Genomic DNA, 22436 nt, shown 5'->3' on the forward strand with positions numbered 1-22436 from the left:
TCTCCTATTTGACGTCAAAGCCGCCGGCCGTCGGCGCCGCTGGCTGGGGCGCCGGGCCGGACTGGGACGGCGGCTTGCCTTCGAGTTTGCCCTGCAGGAAGAATTCGCCGCGCGAAGGCTGGATGTAGCCGTCCGTGGGCAGCTTGTAGTCGGCCGGCAGCGGTTGCACCAGGTGGGGCGTGACAATGAACACCAGTTCCGTGCGGTCGGTCTGGAAGTCGCTGCTGCGGAACAGGGCGCCGAGCACGGGAATTTCACCGAGGCCGGGGAAGGCCTTGATGCTGGTGGTGACGTTGTTCTTGATCAGGCCGCCGATGGCGAAGCTCTGGCCGTCGAACAGCTGCACCGTGGTGGTGGCGCGGCGCGTGGTAAACGAGGGCAGGATGGCGGTCGTGTTGACGCCGGTGGCCGTGATGCCCACCCCTTCCTTGTTCAAGTCCGACACTTCGGGCGCCACCTTGAGGTTGATGCGTCCGCCGTCGAGCACGGTGGGGGTGAACTTGACGGCCACCCCGAATTCCTTCTCTTCCAGCGAAATGGTCTGGGTGCCGCCATTGTTGCTTTGCGCCACAGGGATGAAGATCTTGCCGCCGGCCAGAAAGCTGGCCTCCTGGCCGCTGATGGCCATGATGGTCGGTTCGGCCAGTACCTTGATCAGGCCGTCGCGCTTTTGCGCGTCCAGGCTGGCGAAGTTGCCGTTGCGGTTGTTGAAGGCGTCCAGCTTGCCGGGATTGCTGCTGAGCAGGTTCGACAGCATGGTATAGGTCCAACCGCCCACAGTGCGGCTGATGCCCAGGCTGGCGCCGAGCTGGTCGACCAGGGTCTTGGATATTTCGGCCACCTTCACTTCCAGCATCACCTGCTGGGGCGCGGCGATCTTGAGCAGGTTGACCACCTTGGGCGAGGCGCCCTCGCCACCGCCGCCACCGCCGCCGGCGCCGCCGGCACCCTGCGCGCCCGCGCCCGCCCGCGCGCCGCCCTGCACGTAGGCCGTGGCCAGCGCCATGGCCTGGTCGGCCTTGACCACGTCCGACACCGTGCCCGACAGGATCAGGGTGTCGGCCGCGGCCGTGATATGCAAGTCCTTCTCGCCGGCCAGCAGCTGGCTGTAGCGCGCCTGCAGGGCCGTCGTGTCCACACCCACGGACAGGTCGACCACGGTGGCGTCGCCCTGCTTGCTCCACAGGATCAGGTTGGTCGAGCCGGCGCTCTTGCCCAGCATATAGACTTCATCGGGCTTGAGCAGGATCACGTCGGCGATGCGGGCGTCGCCCACGGCCAGCCGGCTGGCCGGGTAGGGCAGGCGCATCAGCGTCGACTTGCCGGCCGCCAGGTGCACCTGGGGCGCCATTTCGACTGTGCCCACGTGGGCCGGCGGCACGACGGCGTCGGCCTTGGCGCTCTTGGCGCCCTTGGCCACCTTGGCCGGCTTGTCCCCCTCTGCGGCGGCATAGGACCAGGTGGTCAGCAGGCCGGCCAGGGCCAGGCTCAGTTGCAGGGCGGCGCGGGTCTTGTTGCAGCGGATAGTATTCATGCTGAAGCTCCTAGGCTAGCCTTAAAATTGCTGGGTGCTGCGGTCCAGCCCCTTGATGATTTCCACCTGGTTGCCCGATGGCGGGCGCACGGCGGCCACGCGCTTGGGCGCCGGCTCGCGTGGCGGGGCCACGGCCACCGGCTTGGGTTCCGGCGCCGGCGCCGGCTTGCCCAGCAGGGAAGTCTTGGTGGCGCCGGCCGTCTGCACCGGCTTGGGGTCGATCTGGTTACGCAGCACCAGCGACAGCGAACCGACGCTGCGCGCCAGGTCCAGCTTCTCGGCCTGCTCCGGCGTCACTTCCAGCGTGACGGCGTTGACCACCTTGGGCTTGGTGTCGTCGCGCCCTGCTTCCTGGGCGATGGCCAGCACCAGGATGCGTTCGAGCACGATCTTGGAAATACTGGGATCCTTGACCGTGTTGTTGCGCATCCCCTCTTCCTGGGTGTTGACGAGGATGTCGACGAAGTTGCCGGGCAGGGCGAAGCCGGCCACGCCCACCACGTCGTTCACGCGCACCGTCATGGCCCGCTTGCCCTCGGCCACCACGGCCGACAGTCCGCCCTGGGTGCCGGGCGGGGCCAGCTTGGCCTCCATCAGCGGTTCGCCGCGCTGGATGCTGGTGCGGGTGACGCGCAAGTCGAGCAGCTTGGGGTCGTTGAAGGCGCCCGGCGGCATGGCATTGGCCGGCCAGTCCACCAGCCGCACCATCTCGGCGTTGATGCGCGAGCCGAGCGGAATGTCGACCAGGGCCACGGCCACCTTCTGGGTATTGGTGGAGGACTGCTTGTTGATCCATTGGGCCGCCACCAGCACCGCGCCGAAGGCGAGGACGATGGCGACCAGCATCATGATAATGGCGCGTGTATTTCTCATTTTTGATCCCCTAGGTTAGCGCTGTCGCCGGCGTCGCCGGGCGTGCCGAAATAGTTTTGCCAGGCCCAGTCCAGCGCCGCCTGGTCCAGCCGTGGTGCGCGGCCTTCATAGTGGGCCAGGTCGCACAGCTGGCCCAGCAGGTCGTTCGGATAGCAGGCCATCAGCGGCCGTGCCTCGCGCTCGTGGTGGGCGCGCAGCAGGTAGTCGAACATGGCCTCGTCGTAGCCTATGCCCAGCCGTTCGCACACCTGGCGGAACACGGTCTGGTACAGCGGCACCGGCAGCGGTCCCACGTGGATCTTGTAGCCGAGCCGGCGCAGGAAGGCGCCGTCGGCCAGCTCCTCGGGCTGCAGGTTGGACGAGAACACGACGATCATGTCGAACGGCACGGCGAACTTGTAGCCGTTCTGCAGCGTCAGGAAGTCGATCTGGCGGTCCAGCGGCACGATCCAGCGGTTCATCAGTTCCACCGCCGAGCAGCGCTGGCGGCCCAGGTCGTCGATCACGAGGATGCCGCCGTTGGCCTTCAGGTGCGGCGGCGCCTGGTACAGGCGGGCGCCATGGTCGAAGCGCAGGTCCAGCATTTCGATGGTCAGTTCGCCGCCCGTCAGCACGGCCGGGCGCTGGCAGCGCACCCAGCGCTGGTCGCGCGTGTAGCGGCGGTCGAACTGGCTGCCGGCCGGCGCGTCGTCGGCCACGGCCGGATGCACCACGGGGTCGTAGATGGGCACCACGGCGCCGTCGATCAGCATTGCGTGCGGGATCGGCACTTCGCCTTCGAGCAGGCCGTGCAGGCGCTCGGCCAGATAGCTCTTGCCGCTGCCGGCCGGGCCGTGCATGAAGATGGCGCGACCGGAATTGAAGGCCGCCCCCAGCTGGTCGAGCAGGGCCGGGCGCACCACCACGCCGTCATACACGTGCTGCATGTGGGCCCGGCCCAGCGGCTTGTGGGTCACGCTGTTGCGCCGCACCTGGGCCACGTAGTCGGCATAGGTCACCGGCGCCGGACCGGCGTAGGCGTCGCGCTGGGATGCCTCCTGGGCCCGCGCGCGCCCGGCATCCGTCAAGTTGAAGCACAGGTCGGCGTCCGTGCCGCTGCCGCCGCGGCGCGCTACTTCGCACAGCTTCTCGGCCCGCATCGGCACCAGCAGCGCGTCGAGCACGCTGACGGCCAGCTTGGTGCTGGCGGCCAGTTCGCTCAAGTGCATCTGGCCGTGCTGGGCCAGGATCTTGCACAGCAGGTCGACCAGGAACAGCTGGGGCAGGCCGGTTTCTTCCACCGTGCGCGGGGCGGGCGCGCGCAAGGGGTCGGCGACGGTATCGCTGGCGGCGGGGAGGGCGGTGGCCAACATCATGCATCCTCGGTGGAGATCAGAACAGGAACGGGATCACGCGGTACTTCACTTGCCGCATGTAGGCCAGGTAGCCCAGGTCGCGCGCCAGGAAGCGCTCCTCGCGCAGCAGGCGCGCCAGCATCAGGGCGCCGGCCAGCAGGCTGACGGCCACGTTGGACGCGCTCGAATTGTTGAGGATGTAGCCGCCGTAGCACAGCAGGTAGCTGGCATACAGCGGATGGCGCACCACGCCGTACAGGCCGGTGGTCTTGATGGTGCGGTGGGCCGCCACCAGCCCGAAGCTGCGGTTGAGCGACAGCAGGCCGCCGATCTGCAGCAGCACGCCGGCCACGATGATCAGGCGCGCCGCCGGCAGCACGGCCTCGCCGCCGGGCGCGAACAGGAAGGGCACGAAGGTGGCGGCGATGGCCAGCGTCCAGTCGAGCGCGCTGTGCGACACGCGCACCGGTTCCGAGCGGATCAGGAACAGCACGGCCACCAGCGATTCGGAGGCGCAAAACAGCAGATAGCTCCAGTCGCCGCTGCGCAGGAAGCCTTGCAGGTGGGCGTAGCAGAAACCGGCCCAGGCCCAGGCCAGCAACATGCCCAGCGCCACGTTGACGGGGCCGGAACGCAGCACGGTGTTCAGGGTACGGGAATTCATAGCAGATTCCTCCAGGATGGCAGTTGCACCAGCAACAGTTGCAGCGCGGTGCCGGCCGCGATGGCGATGGCATAGGCCAGTTTGCCGGTCGGCACCGGCGGCGCGTCCAGTCGCGCCGTGCCGCCCGTGCCGGCGCGCAGCAGCGCGTGCAGCAGCAACAGGCGCAGGTTGGACAGCACCTGGACCAGCCGGCCGCTGCCCAGCGCCACGGCCAGCGCCAGCACGCCGCCGGCCACCATGGTCAGCAGGGCCGCGCCCAGCACATCGCGCGGCCCGAGGAAGGCGCCGCTCATGGCCATCAGCTTGACGTCGCCGGCGCCCATGGCGCCCAGCATGTACATGGGCAGCAGCAGGGCCAGGCCCAGGCCCAGCCCGGCCAAGCCCTGGAGCAGGCCCAGCCCGCCGCACGGGGTGGCGAACAGGCCGGCGCCGGCCGGCAGCAGGGTCTGGAACGCCAGCCCGGCCACGGCCCCGCCTAGCACCAGGCGGTTGGGAATGCGGCGCGTGCGCACGTCGTGCCAGACGGCCGCTGTCAGCAGTCCGGCCAGCGCGGCGGCCGGCGGCACCATGCGCGGATCGAGGTTCATGGCGCGCTCCGTACCATGGCCGGCAGCGCGGCCGCGGTCTGGCCGGCGTCCGCGTCCAGCAGGCGGCCCACGGCCAGCCAGATCAGGATGGCGCCGGCGGCGCCGGCGTAACCGTCGATGGCGTAGTGCCAGCCCAGATGCACCGAGCCGATCAGGATCAGCACGGCAAACACGGTGAACGCGATGCCGGCCGCCGGGCGCACGCGCCAGCCCGCCAGCGCCAGCAATACGGAACTGGCCACGTGCATGCTGGGCATGGCCGAGATGGTCAGGCCGGAGACGCCCGCATGCTGGTGGTAGCCTTGCCACAGCAGATCCTGTACGTGCAAGGCCAGCACGGGAATGTGGCGGTCGGCCTGGTGCAGGTACTGCATCAGCGGGCCATATGGGTCGGGGCCGGGCGTGACCAGGTGATAGAAGCACGGACCGGCTGACGACAGCAGCACGGCCATCACATTGCCCAACACGGTCCACGACAGCACGAAGCTGAGCATGAACTGCATGCGCAGCCGGCCCCGCTCGATACTCAGCATCAGCCAGTACATGGTGGCGAACATGATGAAGAACCACAGGTGGTAGGCCAGGTTCAGGATGGCCGTCACCAGCGGATAGCCGACCAGCGCCTGCAGCCAGATCCAGGGCTGCACGCCGCCATGCAGCAGTTGGTCGGCGGCGGCCAGGCGGCGGTCCCAGTCATAGGGGTGCAGCAGCGGCACGGCGGCCTTGGCGATGGTGAAGCTCGATGCGAACAAGGGCATCAGCAGCAGTGCCGGCAGCGCCTGCAGCAGGCGGCGCCGGGTCAGGTAGGCGCCCACGTGTTGGCGCAGGTAGCGCACCAGTTCGCGCGGGCGCACAAATACCATGACGTACATCGCATAGGCGCACAGGGCGAACAGGGGGCCGATCAGCAGGGAAAACAGGAAACCTTCGGCCAGCAGCAGGATGTCGTTGTCGGCCGGGAAGCGGAAATACAGTACGCTGGCCACCAGCGCGTGCAGCAGCACGATCCGCAGCAGCCAGCGGTGCTCGTACAGCGCGGCGCGCAGCATGGCCCGCGGCGTGGCGGTGGGGGGCAGGGACAAGGTGTTCATTGCATGGCGAGGACCACCTGGTCCTTGACGTGGTCATACAGTTGTACCAGCGCTGAGCCGGCCGTCGTCACGGTGCCGACGATGACGACGGCGATCAGGGCGGCCAGCAAGGCATACTCGAGTGATGTGACGGCATGGCGGTCCCGCAGAAAACGTAGCAGCCGGTTTTTCACGATCAACCCTCCTCTCGCGGTTCTATGGCCTGGGGGCCAGGTGCGCGGTGCGGTGCGCGGCCGGCACCTGGCCTGCGCCTGGCGCGGGCGGCACGCGGCCGCCGGCGCCAGGTGCAGGGGCACATCAGCTGTTGGCAGCGGTCAGCTTGGTGCCGATGGTGGTGAAGGTGGCCTTCAACTGGGTGCCGACGACGGTGACGGCGGCGATGATGACCACCGCGATCAGGGCCGCGATCAGGCCGTATTCAATGGCCGTGACACCGTCTTCTTCGCGCAGAAATTTTTGAATCGAGTTCATGATGGATACTCCCTTTAGATGGATAGGACCGCTGCACCAAAAAGTCCGGCTTCCGAAGCGTTGGTGCGACGCCTCAGAAATTTTTGCCTAGCGCCAACAGTACGATGACGCACACAACGGCGATCAGCGAGGCCACCAGCACCGCCTCGTAAAACGTCGCTCCGCTTTCTCCCCTGATAAAACGTTGCCAGGGGGTGGGCGCAGGATCGGTTTCACGCATACAGCGCTCCCAAGTCGATAGGTTGGTTCAGCCTTGCTAGTGTCAGCCGGCATGGAAACCGTACTGATGAGGTCACTATAAAGAAACACGTGTTGAGCTACATCAGACAACTGTCCTTTTTTTCGCGGGACAAAGCGCCCTTTTTGTGCGGGCAGGCACAGGACATTTGTCATGGGTAACGGAACTTGATGGATTGGAATGATGGATGGCGCGGTGTGGCGCGAGCCGGGACGGGGGCGTGGCGGCGCCGGGCATGGCGGCAAGGCCGGCAGGGGCAAGCAGGGGGCAAGCAGGACCAGGCAGGGACCGGCAAGGGCAAACCGGGCAGACAGGGCAAGGCAGGGCGCGGGCAGGTTTTGGGCCCGGACGGTAGGACGGCGCTTAGCGTTCTTGCGGTTCGGCGCGGTGGCTGGTCATGAACACATACAGGTCCAGGCGGTTGGTCACGCCCAGCTTGTGGTAGATCGACGTCAGGTGGTTGCGCAGCGTGTGGTCGGAAATGAACAGGGTCTGGGCCAGCGCCTTGTTGCCGCCGCCGCCGGCCGCGATCAAGTCACAGATCTGGCGTTCCTTGGCCGTCAGCGTGGCGATCTTGTCGGCGCCGGGGTCCGTCTTGCGCCGCTTGGGCGGATTGCGCATGTCATCGAAGATGCGGCCCAGCATGCTCTGCTCGAGCCACAGTTCGCCCTGGTGCAGCTTGCGGATGGCCTGCAGCACGATATCGGCCGCGGCGTCCTTGCCGACCACGCCGCGCGCACCGTGCAGCACGGCCGCGTCCAGCTGGGACGCTTCACGCGTGCCGCTCAGCACCAGCACGCGCGCGCCGCTGCCCTTGACCAGGTCGGCCAGGATGCCCAGCGAGCTGGTGCCGTCCAGGTCCAGGTCGAGCACGATCACGTCCGGCGTCAGGGCGCGGGCCTGGGCCAGGGCGCCGTCGCAGTCGGCCGCGCAGCCGACCACTTGCATGGTGCTGCCCTCGCTTTCGATCAGCTTGCGCAAGCCCCAGAGCATGGTCTGGTGGTCGTCCACGAGCAGGACGCGGATGGGGGGATCTGTTGACACGGTAAGCCTTTCGCTGAATTTTAAATGGGGATGACGATCTGTACCACGGTGCTGTGCTCGGGCCCCGTCAGCACCTGGGCCTGGCCGCCCAGGGCCAGCGCCCGTTCCGTGATCGAGTGCGGGCGGAACGCCGTGACGGCCTGTTCCGGGCTGCTGTTTTCGATGCTGATGCAGATCTCGCGCGCGCCGCAGGCCAGCGTGACGACTCCGCTGCGCGCGGTGGTGTGCTTGCAGATGTTGCTGATGCCTTCGCTGACGATTTGGAACACTTCGGCCGCCAGCCGGTCGTTGCCCTGCAACAGGCCCTCGCTGTGGATGGCGATGTCGATGCCGTAGAACTGCTTGACCTGGCTGGCGTGGCGCCGCAGGGCCAGCAGCAGCTCCGGTTCGCTCAAGCCCTTGCGCCCGGCCCGGAAGCTGCTGGCGTAGCGGCGCAGGTCGCCGATCACGTGGGTGGTCATCGCTTGCAGGTTGTCCAGTTCCGGCAGCAGGGGATTGTCGGGCGCGGCCCGCTTGCGGATGGCGCTGATGCCGTGGCTGAGGCCGATGTACGGCTGGACCGTCGTGTCGTGCAGGTCGCGCGCGATGCGCTCGCGCTCGCGCTGCGAGGCGTCCGAGGCGATGCGGTCGAGCAGTTCGATGTTTTCGATCACGGGGAACACCTGGCTGACGATGTGCAGCAAAAATTGCGCATCCTGCTTGCTGAATTCGGGGCGTCCGGTGACGACGATCAGCCGCCCTTCGCCGGTGCGCAGGGGCACCGGCACGGTGACCAGGGCACCTGCCTCGAGCAGTTCGGCCAGCTCGCTGCCCGTGTCGGGCGCGATGCGTTCCCAGCGCTGGCGCACGGCCAGGTATTCGCGCGACAGCTCGCGCCGGCGCAGCAGGGCGTCCAGCGGGCGCGTATGGAGCACCATGCGCCCGGTGCTGAAGGCCAGCAGCGGCGCCGCCGCTTCGGCGCTCAGGCGGGTGGGCTGGATGGCCCGCCCCGCCTCGACCCCGCTGGCCGCCCGCAGCGACCAGTGCTCGGCCCCGTTTTCGCGCATCAACAGGATGCAGCGGCTGGCGCCGTAGAACTGGCGCACTTTTTCCAGCACCGAGGCGATGGTCTGGTCGACCCCGAAGCGGGGGTTGGACTGCTGGGTCACTTCATGCAGCAGGGCCAGCCGGCGCTTTTGCGACACCACCAGGCCGCCCCAGTGGGCGATCATGTAGCCCAGCGCCAGCAGGAAGGTGGCGCGCAGCAGCACGCGCGCCAAGGCCGCGTCGGAGTGGGCCGTGATGGCCGTGGTGGCGAACAGGGCGGTCGAGACCAGCGTGATGCGGGCGCCCGACTCGAAGCCGAAGGTGAACGAGGCGGTCAGGATGGCGAAGAAGAAGAACAGGAAAAAGAAACTGTTGCTGCCGCCCGTGACGAGCACCATCAGGTAGAACCAGCCCACATCGAGCCAATAGGCCACCTGCACCCGCAGCCGGGGCGAGGCGAAGATGTTGAGAACCAGGCTGTGCAGCAGATAGCCGGCGAACACGAAGACGGTGAAGTCGTTCATGCGCCCCACGCCGGCCGGGTCGACGAGCAGGGTGAGCAGGCAGGTCATGGCCAGCACCAGTCGCATCCGGTTCACCATGGAGGCGTCAGACGGGTCTTTCGGCAACCGGGGGGTAATCAGGATGTGTTCACTCACAAGCTCTCCAGCCCAGTGTTTATTGCTGGTCTTGTAACAATAAGTTCAGTCTACCGGCAGATGAGGGCAGCGTCCAGACGCCGGGATCAAATGTGTTGTATCGATAACGCTGATGCCAACGCCCATGCCACACATGGGGCACATAAAGCACGACCGTGCCGGAAATGGCGGGCGGCGGCGGCTGCGCCGGGCGCAGGCCCGTGCCCCAAAGCGGCGCCGGCACTACAATGGTGGTTCCACGCGGGGAGGACAGTGAGCATGAACATCGGGCAGGCGGCGGCGCAGACGGGCGTGTCGGCCAAAATGATACGGTATTACGAAAGCATAGACTTGGTGGCACCAGCCACGCGCAGCGAGGCCGGTTACCGGCGCTACGATGGGCGCGATCTGCACGCGCTGCGTTTCATCCGCCAGGCGCGCGGGCTGGGATTCTCCCTGGAGCAAATCCGCTCGCTGCTGTCGCTGTGGCGCGATCAGGAGCGCGCCAGCGCCGACGTCAAGGCCGTGGCGCTGGCCCACGTGGCCGAGCTGGACCGGCGTATCGCCGAGCTGGCCGCCATGCGCGCCACGCTGGCGGGCCTGGCCCAGGCCTGCCACGGCGACCAGCGGCCCGACTGTTCCATCCTGCAGGGGCTGGCAACGCCGGCGGGCGGGGCGCGCTAAGGGCGGACGCGCTCAGCGGACGAACATCCACACCGTCAAGGTGGCGCCCACCAGCACCACGAAGGTGCGCATGACGCGCTCGGGCAGGCGGTGGATCAGCCAGGCGCCGCACAGGCCGCCGGCGATGCCGCCCGCGCACAGGGCGAACGCGGCCGGCCAGCTGATCTGGTGCGAGGTGGCGAAGATCACGGTGGCGGCCGCGTTCATGGCCATGGCCAGCACATTCTTGGTGGCGGTGGCGGTGCGCACCTGCTGGCCGGCGATGGTCAGCGCGGCCAGCATCAGGAAGCCGATGCCGCCGCCGAAATAGCCGCCGTAGACGGCGATGGCGCTTTGCACCAGCACCAGCGTCCACTTGGGCATGGCGCCGGCCGCGTGCAGCGGCTGGCGCCGGAAGCTGCCCCAGGCGAACATGGTGGTGGCAAACAGCACCAGCCACGGCACCAGGCGGGCGAAGAACGAGACGGGCGTGTTGAGCAGCAGCAGCGCGCCGCCGATCCCGCCCACCACGCTGATGGCGCACATCTGGCCGAAGGTGAGCGGTCCCACGTCGCCGGCCAGCTTGCGGCCCGCTACGGCCGATGTGGTCTGGCTGGGGAACATGGCGATGGTGGACGTCATGTTGGCCGCCAGCGGGTTCAGGCCGGCCAGCAGCAGGGCGGGGAAGGTGATGAAGGAACCGCCCCCGGCCAGCGCGTTCTGCACGCCGGCAAAGAAGCCGGCGGCGGCGATCATCAGGACGACGGAAATATCTAGCGGGGGCACAGGCGGCATGGCGGGACTCGGACGAGGTGGCAATCGGATGGCGATGGGGCCGGAGCATTATACCCGTGGCGACCCGCGCCGGCAGCGCGCCGGCCGGGCCGGGCGCTCTCCGTGCGAGATTGGAAAATGCTAACATGGCCTGATGGACCAGCTCCCCCCACCCTACCAGCTGTATTACTGGCCCGGCATCCAGGGCCGCGGTGAATTCGTGCGGCTGGCGCTGGAACAGGCCGGCGTACCCTATGTGGATGTGGCGCGCCGGCCACAGGGCATGCCGGCCATGCTGTCCAGCCTGGACGGGGCGGCCCAGACCCATCCGGCCTTCGCGCCGCCCGTGCTGCGGGCCGGCACCCTGCTGATCGGGCAGACCGCCAACATCCTGCTGTTCCTGGGGGCCAGCCACGGCCTGGCGCCGCGCGCGCTGCAGGGGCGGCTGTGGGCCAACCAGCTGCAGCTGACCATTGCCGACATCGTCAACGAAGTGCACGACTGCCACCATCCGCTGTCGACCAACCTGTATTACGAACAGCAGAAACCGGCCGCCCGCCGCCGCGCGGCCGACTTCACGGCGCAGCGCCTGCCCAAGTACCTGGACTATTTTGAGGGGGTGCTGGCACGCAATCGGGGGCGCGGCAACCATGCCGTGGGCGTGCGCCTGTCCTATGTGGATCTGTCGCTGTTCCAGCTGGTGGAGGGCTTGCGCTATGCGTTCCCCAACGCGATGGCGCGCCAGCAGGCGGCCTGGCCGCGTTTGCTGGCCCTGCGCGAGGCGGTGGCGGCGCAGCCGCGCATCGCCGCCTACCTGCGCTCGGCGCGCCGGCTGCCGTTCAATGAGGATGGCATCTTCCGCCACTATCCCGAACTGGATCGCTGACGCGCGCGCCAGCCGGGGGAGATCAATCGTCGTCGGGGGGATCGTCGAGCCGGGCCAGGTCGAAGCTGACCAGGGCCCAGATGCCGCCGGCGTAGTCGGGCTCGCGCGACAGCGTTTCCACCGGCGACGGTTTGATTTCGAACGGCTTGCCCTGTTCCACCAGCTGGCCCACGTGACCGTAGATGGCCTTGGTGGCGTTGCTCATGGCCTTGTCGATGGTGGCCCCGGACGTACGGACGCCGGGCAGGTCGGGCACCGTCACGCCGTACACACTCTCCTTGTCCATATGTATCAGAATGGGGATGTCCATAACGGCTTGTCCTGTGGGAAGTGGGCGGCCAGTGTTGACGTTGCGCTGCAAGATTAAGTTTTACACGCTAATGGACCGGCTTCAAGCTATTTCGTACTTGGGCTCGTCATTTCATGACGCGACGCCGCAAGCACTGCCGTTGTGGTTGAAACGGCACAAATTGGCCATGGCCGGCGGCGTCATGGTAGGCTAGTTCGGGCATGGCGGCAGGCCGCAGCGCGCGCCGCTGCAGGCCGCGCGCGTGACAGCTGGCCGTGCGCGGCGGCCTTGGCCTGCATTGCTTTCTGTATCGGGCTGTTGTAGTGTTGCAAGAAAATCCATCGTTCCGAGGCAAGGCCGGGGCGGCTGGACAGGTTGTACCGTTTCCTGACATGGAAGGAGCAAACCTTGGTCCAAAGATATGCCGTTATCATCGGCGCCGGTCCCGCAGGACTGACCGCCGCGTTGGAATTGCAAAAGCGTACCGGCATCCAGCCCATCATCCTGGAGGGCAGCGGCGCGGTGGGCGGCATCTCGCGTACCGTCACCCATAATGGCAATCGCATGGATCTGGGCGGGCACCGCTTCTTTTCCAAGTCGGACTGGGTCATGCGCTGGTGGCAGGAGATACTGCCGATCGACGCCGCGCCAGCGGCCGCGCTGGACCTGGCCTACCAGAACCGCCGCACCACGGTGCGGGTGGCGCCGGCCGCGGCCGCGGCGCCGGAGCAAAGGCTGCTGGTGCGGGGCCGGGTGTCGCGCATCTTCTTCCTGCGCCGCTATTTCGACTATCCCATCAAGCTCAACTTCGCCACCGTGCGCAACCTGGGGCCGCTGCGGCTGTGCAAGATCGCCTGTACCTATGCCCACATCTCGCTGTTTCCGCGCAAGCCAGAGCGCAACCTGGAAGACTTCATCGTCAACCGCTTCGGCGTGGAGCTGTATGAGACGTTCTTCAAGGATTACACGGCCAAGGTGTGGGGCGTGCCTTGCGAAGCCATCAGTCCGGAATGGGGGGCGCAGCGCATCAAGGGGCTGTCGGTGCGCAAGGCGCTGTGGCATGCGGTGAAAAAGCTGCTGCGTCCGGCCGGCGCGTCGGTGGCGCAGCGCGGCACGCAAACCAGCCTGATCGAGCAATTCCTCTATCCGGCGCTGGGGCCGGGGCAGATGTGGGAGGAAGTGGCGCGCCGTGTCACGCAGGGCGGCGGCGAGCTGCGCTTCGGCCATGCCGTGACCGGCATCGAGTGGCATGAGGGCCGGGTGGTTGCCGTGAGCGGTGTCGACCATGGCAGCGGCCTGGCCTTTCGCTACCCCTGCGACTACGTCATCTCCAGCATGCCGGTGCGCCAGCTGATCGCGGGCATGGAGCCGCCCGCGCCACCGGAGGTGCGGCGCGTGGCCGACGGGCTGATGTACCGCGACTTTCTCACCGTCGGCCTGCTGGTGCGCAAGATGACGCCGCAAGGCAGCGGCGAACAGGCCAACGGCGCCCCGCCCGATAACTGGATTTACATACAGGAGCGCGACGTGCGCATCGGCCGGCTGCAGATCTTTAACAACTGGAGTCCGCACCTGGTGCGCGACCCGGGCACCGTCTGGCTGGGGCTGGAGTATTTCTGCAACGAAGGCGACGACCTGTGGCAAATGGCCGATGCCGAGCTGATACGGTTCGGCGCCGGCGAACTGGCCAAGATCGGCCTGATCGACGCCGACGACGTGCTCGACGGCGTGGTCGAGCGCGTGCACAAGGCTTATCCGGCCTACTTCGGCACCTATGGCGAGTTCGACACCATCCGCAACTTTACCGACGGGGTCAGCAATCTGTTCCTGGTCGGCCGCAATGGCATGCACCGGTATAACAATCAAGACCACTCCATGTTGACGGCAAAGCTGGCCGTCGACAACATCGCGCAGGGCGTCGCCTCCAAGGACAATATCTGGTCGGTCAATATCGACGATGACTATCTGGAGGAGAAGCATTGATGCCAGCGTCGATGCCGTCGCCGCATGCAGGTGGCGCCGCGGTCGCCGCCGCGCCGGATCCGTCGCGTCCGGTGCCGCAGCCGGCAAGCTGGCCGCAGCGTTACCCGCCCCTGGTCCTGACGTTGCTGCTGACAATATGGTTGTGGCGCCACCCGTGGGATGGCATCTGGCATGACAACACGCTGTACGCGGCGCAAGCGTTGCACTGGTTGCACCCGGAGGTGTTTGGACGCGACCTGTTTTTCTTGTATGGCTCGCAGGCTTCGTACACCCTGTTTACGCCCGTCTATGCGGCGGCCGTGACGGCTTTGGGGCTGTATGGCGGCACCGTGGCATTGCTGCTTTGTGCGGAGGTGGCATGGATCGCAGCGGCCGCTTTGCTGCTGCGTTGTCTTTTCTCGGGCCGCAGTTTCTGGTTGGGAATGGTGGTGCTGTTTTCCCTGCCGTCGGACTACGGTCCTGTACCCGATCTCTTCTCGCTGGCCGAACCATTCCTGACGCCGCGGCCATTTGCGGAAGCGCTGTCCATGCTGGCCCTGGCCAGCATCTTGCGCGGACGATTGCTGGTGGCCGCGCTGGCCGTCTTGGCGGCCTGTGCATTGCATCCCTTGATAGGCCTGGCGTGCGCGGCCGCTTTGTTGTGCTATGCCGGATGCGCCCATCCTAAACACGGCGCGCTGTTGCTGGCGGCCGGCATCGGCGTTGTCGTTACCGGGGTCTGGTTGAGCGTGCCGCCGTTCAACAACATCATGCGGCAAATGGATGCGGCGTGGTACGCGCGGGTCGTGGACGCCGCCTACCTGGTGGCCTGGGACGCCTGGCGTGGCGCGGAATGGGGCAGCAGGACTGTGCTGGCCTTCAGCGTGGCACTGACCGGCACGCTGGTGGCCGAGCGCCGATGGCGCCGCATGTTGTACTGCATCGTCGCGACAGGGGTGCTGGGATTGACGGCAACCTGGTTGGGCGGTGGCCTCTACCGCAATGTGCTGGTCATGCAGTTGCAACCCTGGCGCGCGCTGGGGCTGGTCCAGCTTGCCGCCCTTTGTGTGCTGCCCTCACTGTGCGCCTATTGCTGGCCGCGTGGCGGCCCGTTCCGGCTGGTCCTGCTGGCCTTGCTCCTGGCTTACCTGATACGCGATAGCGCAGGTGCGCTCGTCGCCGTGCTGGCCGGCGTGGCACTGTGGCATCTGCGGCGCCAAGCCAAGCCGGTGGCACTGCCCCCGCGCCTGCTGCCGGTCATCGCGGCGACCATGTGCCTGGCCGCGCTCGTCGCCTGGTGGACTACGTTGCAACATACGGTGAGCAATTGGATGTGGTCCGCGCCCACCCCGTTCTTGCCGGACCAGTACCCGTATCTGCTGGGCTTGGCCATGCTGAAGAAGGGGGGCGGCGCGATGATGGCGCTGGTGTTGTTTTGCGTGTTGTCGGGCAATGGATGGCTGCGTAGCAGGCTGGTCCACTTGAGCGCGTTCGGGATGCTGGTCGCCGCCATGCTGTGCGCGCTGCTTGCCGTGGATCACAGGCCATGGGATAACAATTACCGCGATCAGGCCACGGTGGCTGACATCCGCGCCCGGTTTCTACCGCTGATTGCGCCGTCGGCCATCGTGTACTGGGAGGACGACGTACAGACCACCTGGTTCGTGCTGGAACGTGCCAGCTATGCCGCCTACACGCAACTGGTCGGGCTGGTCTTCAACCGGGGCACGGCGATCGAAGGTTATCGCAGGCTGGAGCGGCTGCAGGCGCTGGGTGCGCCCGACTCGGTTGCCGGCCTCGATCCGCAGCTGCGCCACGACAGGATCAGCCGCTTGCCCAAGGCCAGTTTTGCCGGGCTGGTCCATGTTTGCGGCGATCCGCTGCTGGACTTTGTCGTGCTGAGCGAACGGTTTTCCGATGGTGTGATACAGCATGCCACCGATGCGCGCAATCAGAAAGACTTCTATCTGTATCGCTGTGCATTGCTGCGGGGACGGTATGTGGACACACTGTAGCGGCGACCGGGGCCGCCAGCTGGTGGCGCAGTTTCTGCGCTATCTGCTGGTGGGAGGGACCGCGTTCATGGTCGATTTCGGGTTGTTCTACCTGTTGCTCCGCATGGCGGTGCTGCACTATCTGGTCGCCGCCACGCTGGCCTATCTGGCCGGCCTGTTGGTCAATTATCTGCTCTCCATTGCCTGGGTATTCGAGTACCGCCGGCTCAGCCATCGGGGCCAGGAGTTTCTGATCTTCGCGGCGATCGGGGTAGTGGGCGTGGGCTTGAACGCCTTGCTGATCCACTTTATTGCGACCAGTCTCCAGATCACGTATCTGCAGTCCAAATTGTTGGCCGCCATACTGATTTTGTTGTCCAATTTCGGGGCGCGCAAGTTGTTGTTGTTCACCGCGCCATCCGGCAATGCCGTGCTCAAGTAACTTCAAGCACGATGATGAAGTGGAACTTTTCGCGTACGCACCGTTTGCCGGCGTTGGAACCGTCTCATGATTTCCCCGTCGCGCATCAGTTCCAGGGGACGTTCGCGCTCGCGCTCGCCTATCTGGCGTTGCCCTGCCTTATCTTCCTGCTGACCTTTGTTCGGCCCTGGATAGGAATCCCGCTGGCAAGCGTTATCGCTTGCGCATGCTATGCGGAGGTCAGTCGTCATCCGTGCCAATGGGGCGGCGCGCATGCAGCGCTCGCGGCCACCATGTCGTTGTTGCTGGTTTTCGTCATCGGCATACCGAGCGGCCACTCGGCATGGGACTGGATCAAGCATTGGGCTCTCATTAATGAGCTTGCCAGTCAGCCTTGGCCTGTGCAGGTCGACCTCCATGGCACAACGGGCTACCTGCGTTTCTACCTGGCCGCTTATCTGGTGCCGGCGCTTCCGGCCAAGCTGATTGCCGGGTTTCCGGTTGCCGTGTCCACGAGCATCTGGTTTTGGGCGGGATATGTTCTGGTCTTTCAGTGCGTGGTTGTCGGCTATGGGCGGGGCCGATCGGCGGCTGCCGCCGGCATGATGCTGCTGTTGCTCCTGTTGGGCGGCGCCGATGCGCTGGCCGAATCTGTAATACGGGCAAGCGCGCATCTGCAGCAGGCGCCCTGGCTGGGCATCCATTTTGAAAACTGGGCATTGGATTTCCGGCAGCCGTTGCAATTCACATCCGGCCTGGGCAATCTTGCGTGGGTACCGCACCAGAGCATCGCCACCTACCTCGTGGCCGCCACTCTGTTGCTGGACCGCAGCGAAGGTAGTCTGCGCCGCGGCATACTGTCCTATGGCCTGTTGGCGTTGTGGTCGCCGTTTGGCATGCTGGGACTACTGCCCACCTTATTGTTGCGCGTACTGCCCCGATGGCGCTTACTCCGGGATAGGCGTAGTGTCGTCGCAATCGTCGGCGGCGCGGCATTTGCCCTTCTCATCGCCTCATACCTTGCCACCGACGCTACGCCGGCCGCAATCTGCCTGCAATGCATCGCGACCCGGTCGGCTGCCGATGTCATGTTTTATGCGATTTTCCTGCTGGTGGAACTGAGTTCTTTCGTGCTTTTGCTGCGCGGCCGGATTGGTCGCGATGCCTACTGTGCAGTTGCCTGCGCCACCCTGGTTGTTTTGCCCTTTTTGCATGGCGACTCGGCGGATCTGGTGATGCGCGCTTCGATGGGGCCTTTGTTCGTGCTGGCGCGGCGGGCGGCGGACACGCTGTTTGGCCAGCCCCGTCCGATGGCGCACTGGCTAGCCGTTTGCCTGGGGCTAGCCATCTGCCTGCCCACCACGATCAGCGAGGCGGTTTTCCACCTGGAGAAGGGACGTGCGCATGCGGCTCTGGATGCCAATGAACACTACGAACTGAACCAAAAGCTGTACCGTACCTTCAGCCTCAGTTCAACGATACATGTCCCGGAATTTTTGACCGCTTGCGGTTGGCAATATCAAGGACAGTATTTCAGCACGGTGCGCCCGACGGTGATCGAGGGCCCTTGATTTGTTGTGGCGCTGGCTGCTCGACTGACGCGCCGCGCCGCTCCCCGCGCGAGAAGATACTTGCATACTCAAATAGAAATGGTACTTCGCGGATTACCGCAAACGGCTGAGGGGGCACGCCAGGTGTCGGTGTGCGGGATTTGCCCTGTGGTCTAATTCGGTCGAGTTCGCGCCGGTTGCGGCTAAATCAGCCTCAAATTTCCAAGCGCCAGTCTAAAACTATCCATAAAATTTTGGCCGGAGTCTATTCCGGTCGCTGCTTTTGACCTGAAAGTCTAGAACGATCCAGCTTTTGATTCGGCTATTCAATTTATAGACTCTTTTAAATGGAGAAAATCGGTGTATCAAACAATGCGAGCTGCCAACCATCCCGTAACGGAATTCCTGAACTTGGCACTCCGTTCGGTGCGGAAAAATTGCAGGACGCAGTCTGACGAAAGACTACGCAGGCTATAAGTTGCCGTGGCCTCACCACACCGGTCTAAGCCCAAAGGAAGAAAAGTCTAACTCGGTCTCCGAGTTGCTTTGCGGAGTCGATTGCAGTCTACAGAATTTGGCGGTCCGGAAATTCTGGACGCCATTAGCGCGGACTCGCATTGTTTCGACCGAATTAGACAGCGGGGACAAAAACGAAAGCCGCTACCTCAAGCCTCGTTCGGGGCAGTTTCCCGCTCATCCGTGAGCTACAAAAAAAACGCCCCGCCGGCATTGCTGCGGGCGGGGCGTTGGGGAAGGGAAGTCAGGCTTACAGCACTTCGCTCGCGTGGTCGGCCAGGCGCGAACGTTCGCCGCGCGCCAGCGTCACGTGGCCACTGTGGGCCCAGCCCTTGAAGCGGTCCACTACGTAGGTGAGGCCGCTTGAGCCTTCCGTCAGGTATGGCGTGTCGATCTGGGCGATGTTACCCAGGCACAGGATCTTGGTGCCGGGACCGGCGCGCGTGACCAGGGTCTTGATCTGCTTGGGCGTGAGGTTCTGCGCTTCGTCGATGATGAGGAACTTGTTGACGAAGGTGCGGCCCCGCATGAAGTTGAGCGACTTGATCTTGATGCGCGAACGGATCAGGTCCTGGGTCGCGGCCCGGCCCCACTCGCCGCCGTCCGAATCGGACTTGTTGAGCACTTCCAGGTTGTCGTCGAAGGCGCCCATCCATGGCGACATCTTTTCCTCTTCCGTGCCGGGCAGGAAGCCGATGTCCTCGCCCACGGGCACCGTGACGCGGGTCACGATGATCTCGTTGTAGAGTTTCGTCTCCAGCACTTGCGCCAGGCCGGCCGCCAGCGCCAGCAGGGTCTTGCCGGTACCGGCCTGGCCCAGCAGGGTGACGAAGTCGCACTCCGGGTTCATCAGCAGGTTCAGCGCGAAGTTCTGCTCGCGGTTGCGGGCCGTCACGCCCCACACATTGTTCTTGTTGTGGCTGAAATCGCGCAGCGTCTGCAGCACGGCCGTCTTGCCGTTGATCTGCTTGACCTGGCCGTAGAACGGCGCTTCGCCATTCTTGGGTTCCAGGAAGATGAACTGGTTGACCAGCATGGACGGCACGAACGGCCCCGTCACGCGGTAGAACGTGGCGCTCTGGCCGTTCTTGTTCTCCTGCCAGGACTCCATGTCCTTGCCATGCTTGTTCCAGAAGTCGTCCGGCAGCTGGACGATGCCCGAGTACAGCAGGTCGGTGTCTTCCAGCACGTGGTCGTTGAAGTAGTCTTCGGCCGGCAAGCCCAGGGCGCGCGCCTTGATGCGCATGTTGATGTCTTTCGACACCAGCACCACGGGACGGCCTTCCTGTTCCGCTTCCAGCGAACGGACCACGGCCAGGATCTGGTTGTCGGCCTTGCCCACCGGCAGGCCGGCCGGCAGGTCCGCGCTTTGCAGGCGGGTCTGGAAGTACAGCCGGCCCTTGGCGTCCTTGTTGCCCAGCTTGGACAGGGGAATGCCTTTTTCGATCGCGTCGTCGTCCGTGTTCGACACCAGCGCGTCCAGCGTGCGCGACACCTGGCGGGCGTTGCGCGCCACTTCCGTCATGCCCTTCTTGTGGTTGTCCAGTTCTTCCAGCGTCATCATCGGCAGGTAGACGTCGTGCTCCTCGAAGCGGAACAGCGACGACGGATCGTGCATCAGCACGTTGGTGTCGAGCACGAACAGCTTGGTCTGGCCGGTCTGGTCGGCATGGCGGCTGGTGGAGGACTTGAGCGGTACTTCCACCGGCTTGTGCTTGGCCGGATGGGGCGCTTCGGCCGTCAGCGGCACCACCTTAGCGCGCGCCGCCGGTGCGGCCTTGACCTTGGACGGCGTGGGCGACGCTTCGCCGGCCGGCACGTGCAGCGGCGCGGCCTGCAGGATGGCGGCCTTGGCTTTGCCGGCAACCGGCTTGGCCGCGGCGACCGGCTTGGCTGCCGCGACGGGCTTGGCCGCCACCGGCTTGGCTGCCGTCACCGGCTTGCTGGCCACCGGCTTGGCGGCGACCTTGGCCTTGGCCGGCGCCGCTTTCTTGGGCGCGGCAACGGCCGGCGCTACTTCGGCCACGACGGCCGGCACAGGACGAGGGCCGCTGGCCTTGGGATAATCTTTTGCCAGCAGTAAAGTCGCTGGCTTACTGGGGATTTTTGGCAGAGGCATCAGGATCTCGATCAAATAAATTCTGGAGGAATCCGCCCATGGGCCAGCCCGGCGCGAGCAGGGGAGCCGAATGGGGTGGATGCGGGGGATACAGGGTTACAAGGCTGCCGACGGGCACACAGACGGCCCGGATAAGATACCGCGTGGTGGCCGGCTGGCCACCATGTAGGGTGAGAGTTGGTACAGTGATGACTCAAAATGGCCAGATGCGCATGGTTCTGCTACGGTTGAGCAAACTGGGCGTTTGCAACGCGCATTAAGCCTGACGCGCCACAAATTCCAGCACTTCATCGACGTGACCTGCTACCTTCACGCCTCTCCATTCTTTCACCATTTGCCCTTGAGCGTCAATGACAAACGTGCTGCGTTCGATGCCGCGCACGGTCTTGCCGTACATCTGCTTCAGTTTCATCACGCCAAATTGCTGGCACACGGCCTCATCGGGGTCGGAAATCAGTTCGAACGGCAGGCCCAGCTTGGTCTTGAAGCCTTCGTGCGAGCGCAGCGAATCGCGGCTGATGCCGTAGATTTCGGTGCCGGCCGCCTGGAACTGGGCGTACAGGTCGCGGAAGGCCATGCTCTCGGTGGTGCAGCCCGGCGTATTGTCCTTCGGGTAGAAATACAGCACCGTGTAGCGGGCCGGACGGCCGGCCAGCTGGAACGTCAGGCCGCCCGTCATGGGGGCGGAAAAATCGGCTACGGGTGCTACGGTTTGGCGATCAGCCACAGGTTCTCTCCTGAACGGTGAACTTCAGCAAGGGGGACACGAGCTAGCGGGCGGCACCTTGCACCATCAGCTGGCCCGAGCGTCCCGGTAATTCGCCCCACGTCATGGGGCACACGGGCAGCACGTCATCCAGCATGTCATCCTTGAGCTGCCCGTAGTGGTCGGCCATGGACGCCAGCTGGTAACCCTGGGCGCGCCATCCGGCCAATAACTGCTCGAAGATGGGGGCGAGTTTTTGTCCTTCAAGCTCGGCGTGCAGCGTGTAGACATGGTCGCGCGTGGCGCCCGCCGTCAGCTTGAGCAGGAAGGTGGCGATGTTGGCCGTGGTGATGACGGTGCCATCGATCTCGCGCCCCAGCAGCTCGTCCAGCGTGGGCAGGGTGGTGGGCAGCTGGATGCAGTCCAGTACCTTGCCGTCCACGGCCAGCCGGTGCGGGCCGTCGGCGGGATTGGCCAGCGTGCCATTGTCGTTGAGCACGCAGCGGCCGTCCGAGGCGTAGCGGTAGCCGGCCGCGTCATGCTCGATGAAGGCGGCGCCGTTCATCTGCCAGCCGGCCGCGCCATGGGTGTGGGGCGGCGCGCCGAACACGCTGTGATAGCGGGCGGCGGCCTTGCGCATCATGGTCACGGTCCAGGCGGCGTGGCGCTTGGCCACGTTGTCCTGCCACAGCACGTGGTCCCAGGTGTGGATGCCGCATTCGAAGCCGGCGTCGCGCACGGCGCGCAGCTCGGCCGCGCACTGCTTGCCGATGTCCGGTCCCGGCAGCAGGGTGCCGTACATCAGGGTCTTGAAGCCGTAGTGCTCGACCACGGAGGTACGCGACACCTTGCTGAAGAAGCCGGGCCGCAGCGCCCGCCGCAGGGCCCAGCCCGTGTGGTCGGGCCCCAGCGAGAACAGGAAGGTGGCGTGGGCCTGGTGCGCCTGCAGCATGCGCGCCAGGTTGGGCACACCCTCGCGGGTGCCGCGATAGGTGTCGACGTCGATCTTGAGCGTGAGCAGCGGCCGTCGCTGGTTGGGCAAGGTGTCGGTCAAAT

22 protein-coding genes are annotated in these 22436 nt (G+C 65.6%); 6 read left to right on the forward strand and 16 right to left on the reverse strand.

Features of this window, described 5'->3' with window-relative positions; genetic code table 11:
- Window positions 1–4: 4 nt before the first annotated feature.
- The 11 genes from AC3WOS_RS13145 to AC3WOS_RS13195 form a co-directional block, all read right to left on the reverse strand.
- A complete protein-coding gene (locus tag AC3WOS_RS13145) occupies window positions 5–1534 on the reverse strand; it encodes a type II and III secretion system protein family protein (RefSeq protein ID WP_492716408.1) in 1530 nt (509 codons plus the stop codon).
- A 21-nt stretch (window positions 1535–1555) separates the two neighbouring features.
- On the reverse strand, window positions 1556–2407 hold the full coding sequence (cpaB, locus tag AC3WOS_RS13150) for a Flp pilus assembly protein CpaB (protein WP_492716409.1): 852 nt from the start codon (window positions 2405–2407) through the stop codon (window positions 1556–1558).
- Window positions 2404–3762, reverse strand: a complete 1359-nt coding sequence (locus AC3WOS_RS13155; RefSeq protein WP_492716410.1) for a DUF8689 domain-containing protein — start codon at window positions 3760–3762, stop codon at window positions 2404–2406. Before AC3WOS_RS13155 ends, cpaB begins: the two co-directional genes overlap by 4 nt.
- A gap of 16 nt (window positions 3763–3778) precedes the next feature.
- Window positions 3779–4405: a methyltransferase family protein gene (locus AC3WOS_RS13160; RefSeq protein ID WP_492716411.1), complete on the reverse strand. Its 627-nt coding sequence runs from the start codon at window positions 4403–4405 to the stop codon at window positions 3779–3781.
- The gene (locus AC3WOS_RS13165) at window positions 4402–4992 is read right to left on the reverse strand and encodes an A24 family peptidase (protein ID WP_492716412.1); all 591 of its coding nucleotides are present in this window, start codon (window positions 4990–4992) and stop codon (window positions 4402–4404) included. Before AC3WOS_RS13165 ends, AC3WOS_RS13160 begins: the two co-directional genes overlap by 4 nt.
- Entirely contained in the window at window positions 4989–6083 is a 1095-nt protein-coding gene (locus AC3WOS_RS13170; protein ID WP_492716413.1) for a phosphatase PAP2 family protein, read from the reverse strand. Before AC3WOS_RS13170 ends, AC3WOS_RS13165 begins: the two co-directional genes overlap by 4 nt.
- Window positions 6080–6256, reverse strand: a complete 177-nt coding sequence (locus AC3WOS_RS13175) for a Flp family type IVb pilin (protein WP_492716414.1) — start codon at window positions 6254–6256, stop codon at window positions 6080–6082. The genes AC3WOS_RS13170 and AC3WOS_RS13175 overlap by 4 nt, the downstream gene beginning before the upstream one ends.
- Window positions 6257–6380: 124 nt before the next feature.
- Window positions 6381–6554: a Flp family type IVb pilin gene (locus AC3WOS_RS13180; RefSeq protein WP_492716415.1), complete on the reverse strand. Its 174-nt coding sequence runs from the start codon at window positions 6552–6554 to the stop codon at window positions 6381–6383.
- Between the two features lie 73 nt (window positions 6555–6627).
- Window positions 6628–6774 carry a Flp family type IVb pilin gene (locus AC3WOS_RS13185; protein WP_492716416.1) on the reverse strand — a complete coding sequence of 49 codons (147 nt, stop codon included), beginning with the start codon at window positions 6772–6774 and terminating at the stop codon, window positions 6628–6630.
- Window positions 6775–7155: 381 nt separating this feature from the next.
- Entirely contained in the window at window positions 7156–7836 is a 681-nt protein-coding gene (locus AC3WOS_RS13190; RefSeq protein WP_492716417.1) for a response regulator, read from the reverse strand.
- Between the two features lie 20 nt (window positions 7837–7856).
- Window positions 7857–9521, reverse strand: coding sequence for a GAF domain-containing sensor histidine kinase (locus tag AC3WOS_RS13195; RefSeq protein ID WP_492716418.1), 1665 nt, complete (start codon window positions 9519–9521; stop codon window positions 7857–7859).
- A gap of 258 nt (window positions 9522–9779) precedes the next feature.
- On the opposite strand from AC3WOS_RS13195, the gene cueR reads away from it, so the two are divergent.
- Window positions 9780–10184, forward strand: coding sequence for a Cu(I)-responsive transcriptional regulator (cueR, locus tag AC3WOS_RS13200; RefSeq protein ID WP_492716419.1), 405 nt, complete (start codon window positions 9780–9782; stop codon window positions 10182–10184).
- A gap of 12 nt (window positions 10185–10196) precedes the next feature.
- Here cueR and AC3WOS_RS13205 read toward each other — a convergent pair whose 3' ends face one another.
- Window positions 10197–10958: a sulfite exporter TauE/SafE family protein gene (locus tag AC3WOS_RS13205; protein ID WP_492716420.1), complete on the reverse strand. Its 762-nt coding sequence runs from the start codon at window positions 10956–10958 to the stop codon at window positions 10197–10199.
- 133 nt (window positions 10959–11091) lie between these two features.
- Here AC3WOS_RS13205 and AC3WOS_RS13210 point away from each other — a divergent pair, with 133 nt between their 5' ends.
- On the forward strand, window positions 11092–11823 hold the full coding sequence (locus AC3WOS_RS13210; protein ID WP_492716421.1) for a glutathione S-transferase: 732 nt from the start codon (window positions 11092–11094) through the stop codon (window positions 11821–11823).
- Between the two features lie 22 nt (window positions 11824–11845).
- Here the strand turns inward: AC3WOS_RS13210 and AC3WOS_RS13215 are convergent, their stop codons facing one another.
- On the reverse strand, window positions 11846–12133 hold the full coding sequence (locus tag AC3WOS_RS13215; protein ID WP_492716422.1) for a type II toxin-antitoxin system HicB family antitoxin: 288 nt from the start codon (window positions 12131–12133) through the stop codon (window positions 11846–11848).
- Window positions 12134–12520: 387 nt separating this feature from the next.
- On the opposite strand from AC3WOS_RS13215, the gene AC3WOS_RS13220 reads away from it, so the two are divergent.
- Genes AC3WOS_RS13220 through AC3WOS_RS13235 form a run of 4 tightly spaced genes read left to right on the forward strand, consistent with a single transcriptional unit; the run spans window position 12521 to window position 18060 of the window.
- The gene (locus AC3WOS_RS13220) at window positions 12521–14095 is read left to right on the forward strand and encodes an NAD(P)/FAD-dependent oxidoreductase (protein WP_492716424.1); all 1575 of its coding nucleotides are present in this window, start codon (window positions 12521–12523) and stop codon (window positions 14093–14095) included.
- On the forward strand, window positions 14095–16089 hold the full coding sequence (locus tag AC3WOS_RS13225; protein ID WP_492716425.1) for a hypothetical protein: 1995 nt from the start codon (window positions 14095–14097) through the stop codon (window positions 16087–16089). The genes AC3WOS_RS13220 and AC3WOS_RS13225 overlap by 1 nt, the downstream gene beginning before the upstream one ends.
- 22 nt (window positions 16090–16111) lie before the next feature.
- Window positions 16112–16510 carry a GtrA family protein gene (locus AC3WOS_RS13230; protein WP_492716426.1) on the forward strand — a complete coding sequence of 133 codons (399 nt, stop codon included), beginning with the start codon at window positions 16112–16114 and terminating at the stop codon, window positions 16508–16510.
- Between the two features lie 11 nt (window positions 16511–16521).
- Window positions 16522–18060, forward strand: a complete 1539-nt coding sequence (locus AC3WOS_RS13235) for a hypothetical protein (RefSeq protein ID WP_492716427.1) — start codon at window positions 16522–16524, stop codon at window positions 18058–18060.
- 745 nt (window positions 18061–18805) lie between these two features.
- Here AC3WOS_RS13235 and AC3WOS_RS13240 read toward each other — a convergent pair.
- The 3 genes from AC3WOS_RS13240 to AC3WOS_RS13250 all read right to left on the reverse strand — a co-directional run bounded on the left by AC3WOS_RS13240 (window position 18806) and on the right by AC3WOS_RS13250 (window position 22434).
- Window positions 18806–20674 (reverse strand): PhoH family protein, encoded by a 1869-nt coding sequence (locus tag AC3WOS_RS13240; RefSeq protein ID WP_492716428.1) that lies wholly within the window; start codon window positions 20672–20674, stop codon window positions 18806–18808.
- Window positions 20675–20930: 256 nt separating this feature from the next.
- Complete coding sequence (locus tag AC3WOS_RS13245) at window positions 20931–21401, reverse strand: peroxiredoxin (protein WP_492716429.1); 471 nt, start codon at window positions 21399–21401, stop codon at window positions 20931–20933.
- 43 nt (window positions 21402–21444) lie between these two features.
- Window positions 21445–22434, reverse strand: a complete 990-nt coding sequence (locus tag AC3WOS_RS13250; protein ID WP_492716430.1) for a polysaccharide deacetylase family protein — start codon at window positions 22432–22434, stop codon at window positions 21445–21447.
- Window positions 22435–22436: the final 2 nt, after the last annotated feature.

This window comes from Rugamonas sp. FW305-51 (assembly GCF_058786935.1).

Bases quoted from the DNA above. Each gene is read 5' to 3' on its own strand.
- AC3WOS_RS13165 (WP_492716412.1), bottom strand. From the start codon at position 4,992: ATGAACCTCGATCCGCGCATGGTGCCGCCGGCCGCCGCGCTGGCCGGA.
- AC3WOS_RS13170 (WP_492716413.1), bottom strand. From the start codon at position 6,083: ATGAACACCTTGTCCCTGCCCCCCACCGCCACGCCGCGGGCCATGCTG.
- AC3WOS_RS13205 (WP_492716420.1), bottom strand. From the start codon at position 10,958: ATGCCGCCTGTGCCCCCGCTAGATATTTCCGTCGTCCTGATGATCGCC.
- AC3WOS_RS13225 (WP_492716425.1), top strand. From the start codon at position 14,095: ATGCCAGCGTCGATGCCGTCGCCGCATGCAGGTGGCGCCGCGGTCGCC.
- AC3WOS_RS13215 (WP_492716422.1), bottom strand. From the start codon at position 12,133: ATGGACATCCCCATTCTGATACATATGGACAAGGAGAGTGTGTACGGC.
- AC3WOS_RS13240 (WP_492716428.1), bottom strand. From the start codon at position 20,674: ATGCCTCTGCCAAAAATCCCCAGTAAGCCAGCGACTTTACTGCTGGCA.
- AC3WOS_RS13235 (WP_492716427.1), top strand. From the start codon at position 16,522: ATGATGAAGTGGAACTTTTCGCGTACGCACCGTTTGCCGGCGTTGGAA.
- AC3WOS_RS13180 (WP_492716415.1), bottom strand. From the start codon at position 6,554: ATGAACTCGATTCAAAAATTTCTGCGCGAAGAAGACGGTGTCACGGCC.
- cueR (WP_492716419.1), top strand. From the start codon at position 9,780: ATGAACATCGGGCAGGCGGCGGCGCAGACGGGCGTGTCGGCCAAAATG.
- AC3WOS_RS13160 (WP_492716411.1), bottom strand. From the start codon at position 4,405: ATGAATTCCCGTACCCTGAACACCGTGCTGCGTTCCGGCCCCGTCAAC.
- cpaB (WP_492716409.1), bottom strand. From the start codon at position 2,407: ATGAGAAATACACGCGCCATTATCATGATGCTGGTCGCCATCGTCCTC.
- AC3WOS_RS13185 (WP_492716416.1), bottom strand. From the start codon at position 6,774: ATGCGTGAAACCGATCCTGCGCCCACCCCCTGGCAACGTTTTATCAGG.
- AC3WOS_RS13145 (WP_492716408.1), bottom strand. From the start codon at position 1,534: ATGAATACTATCCGCTGCAACAAGACCCGCGCCGCCCTGCAACTGAGC.
- AC3WOS_RS13155 (WP_492716410.1), bottom strand. From the start codon at position 3,762: ATGATGTTGGCCACCGCCCTCCCCGCCGCCAGCGATACCGTCGCCGAC.
- AC3WOS_RS13210 (WP_492716421.1), top strand. From the start codon at position 11,092: ATGGACCAGCTCCCCCCACCCTACCAGCTGTATTACTGGCCCGGCATC.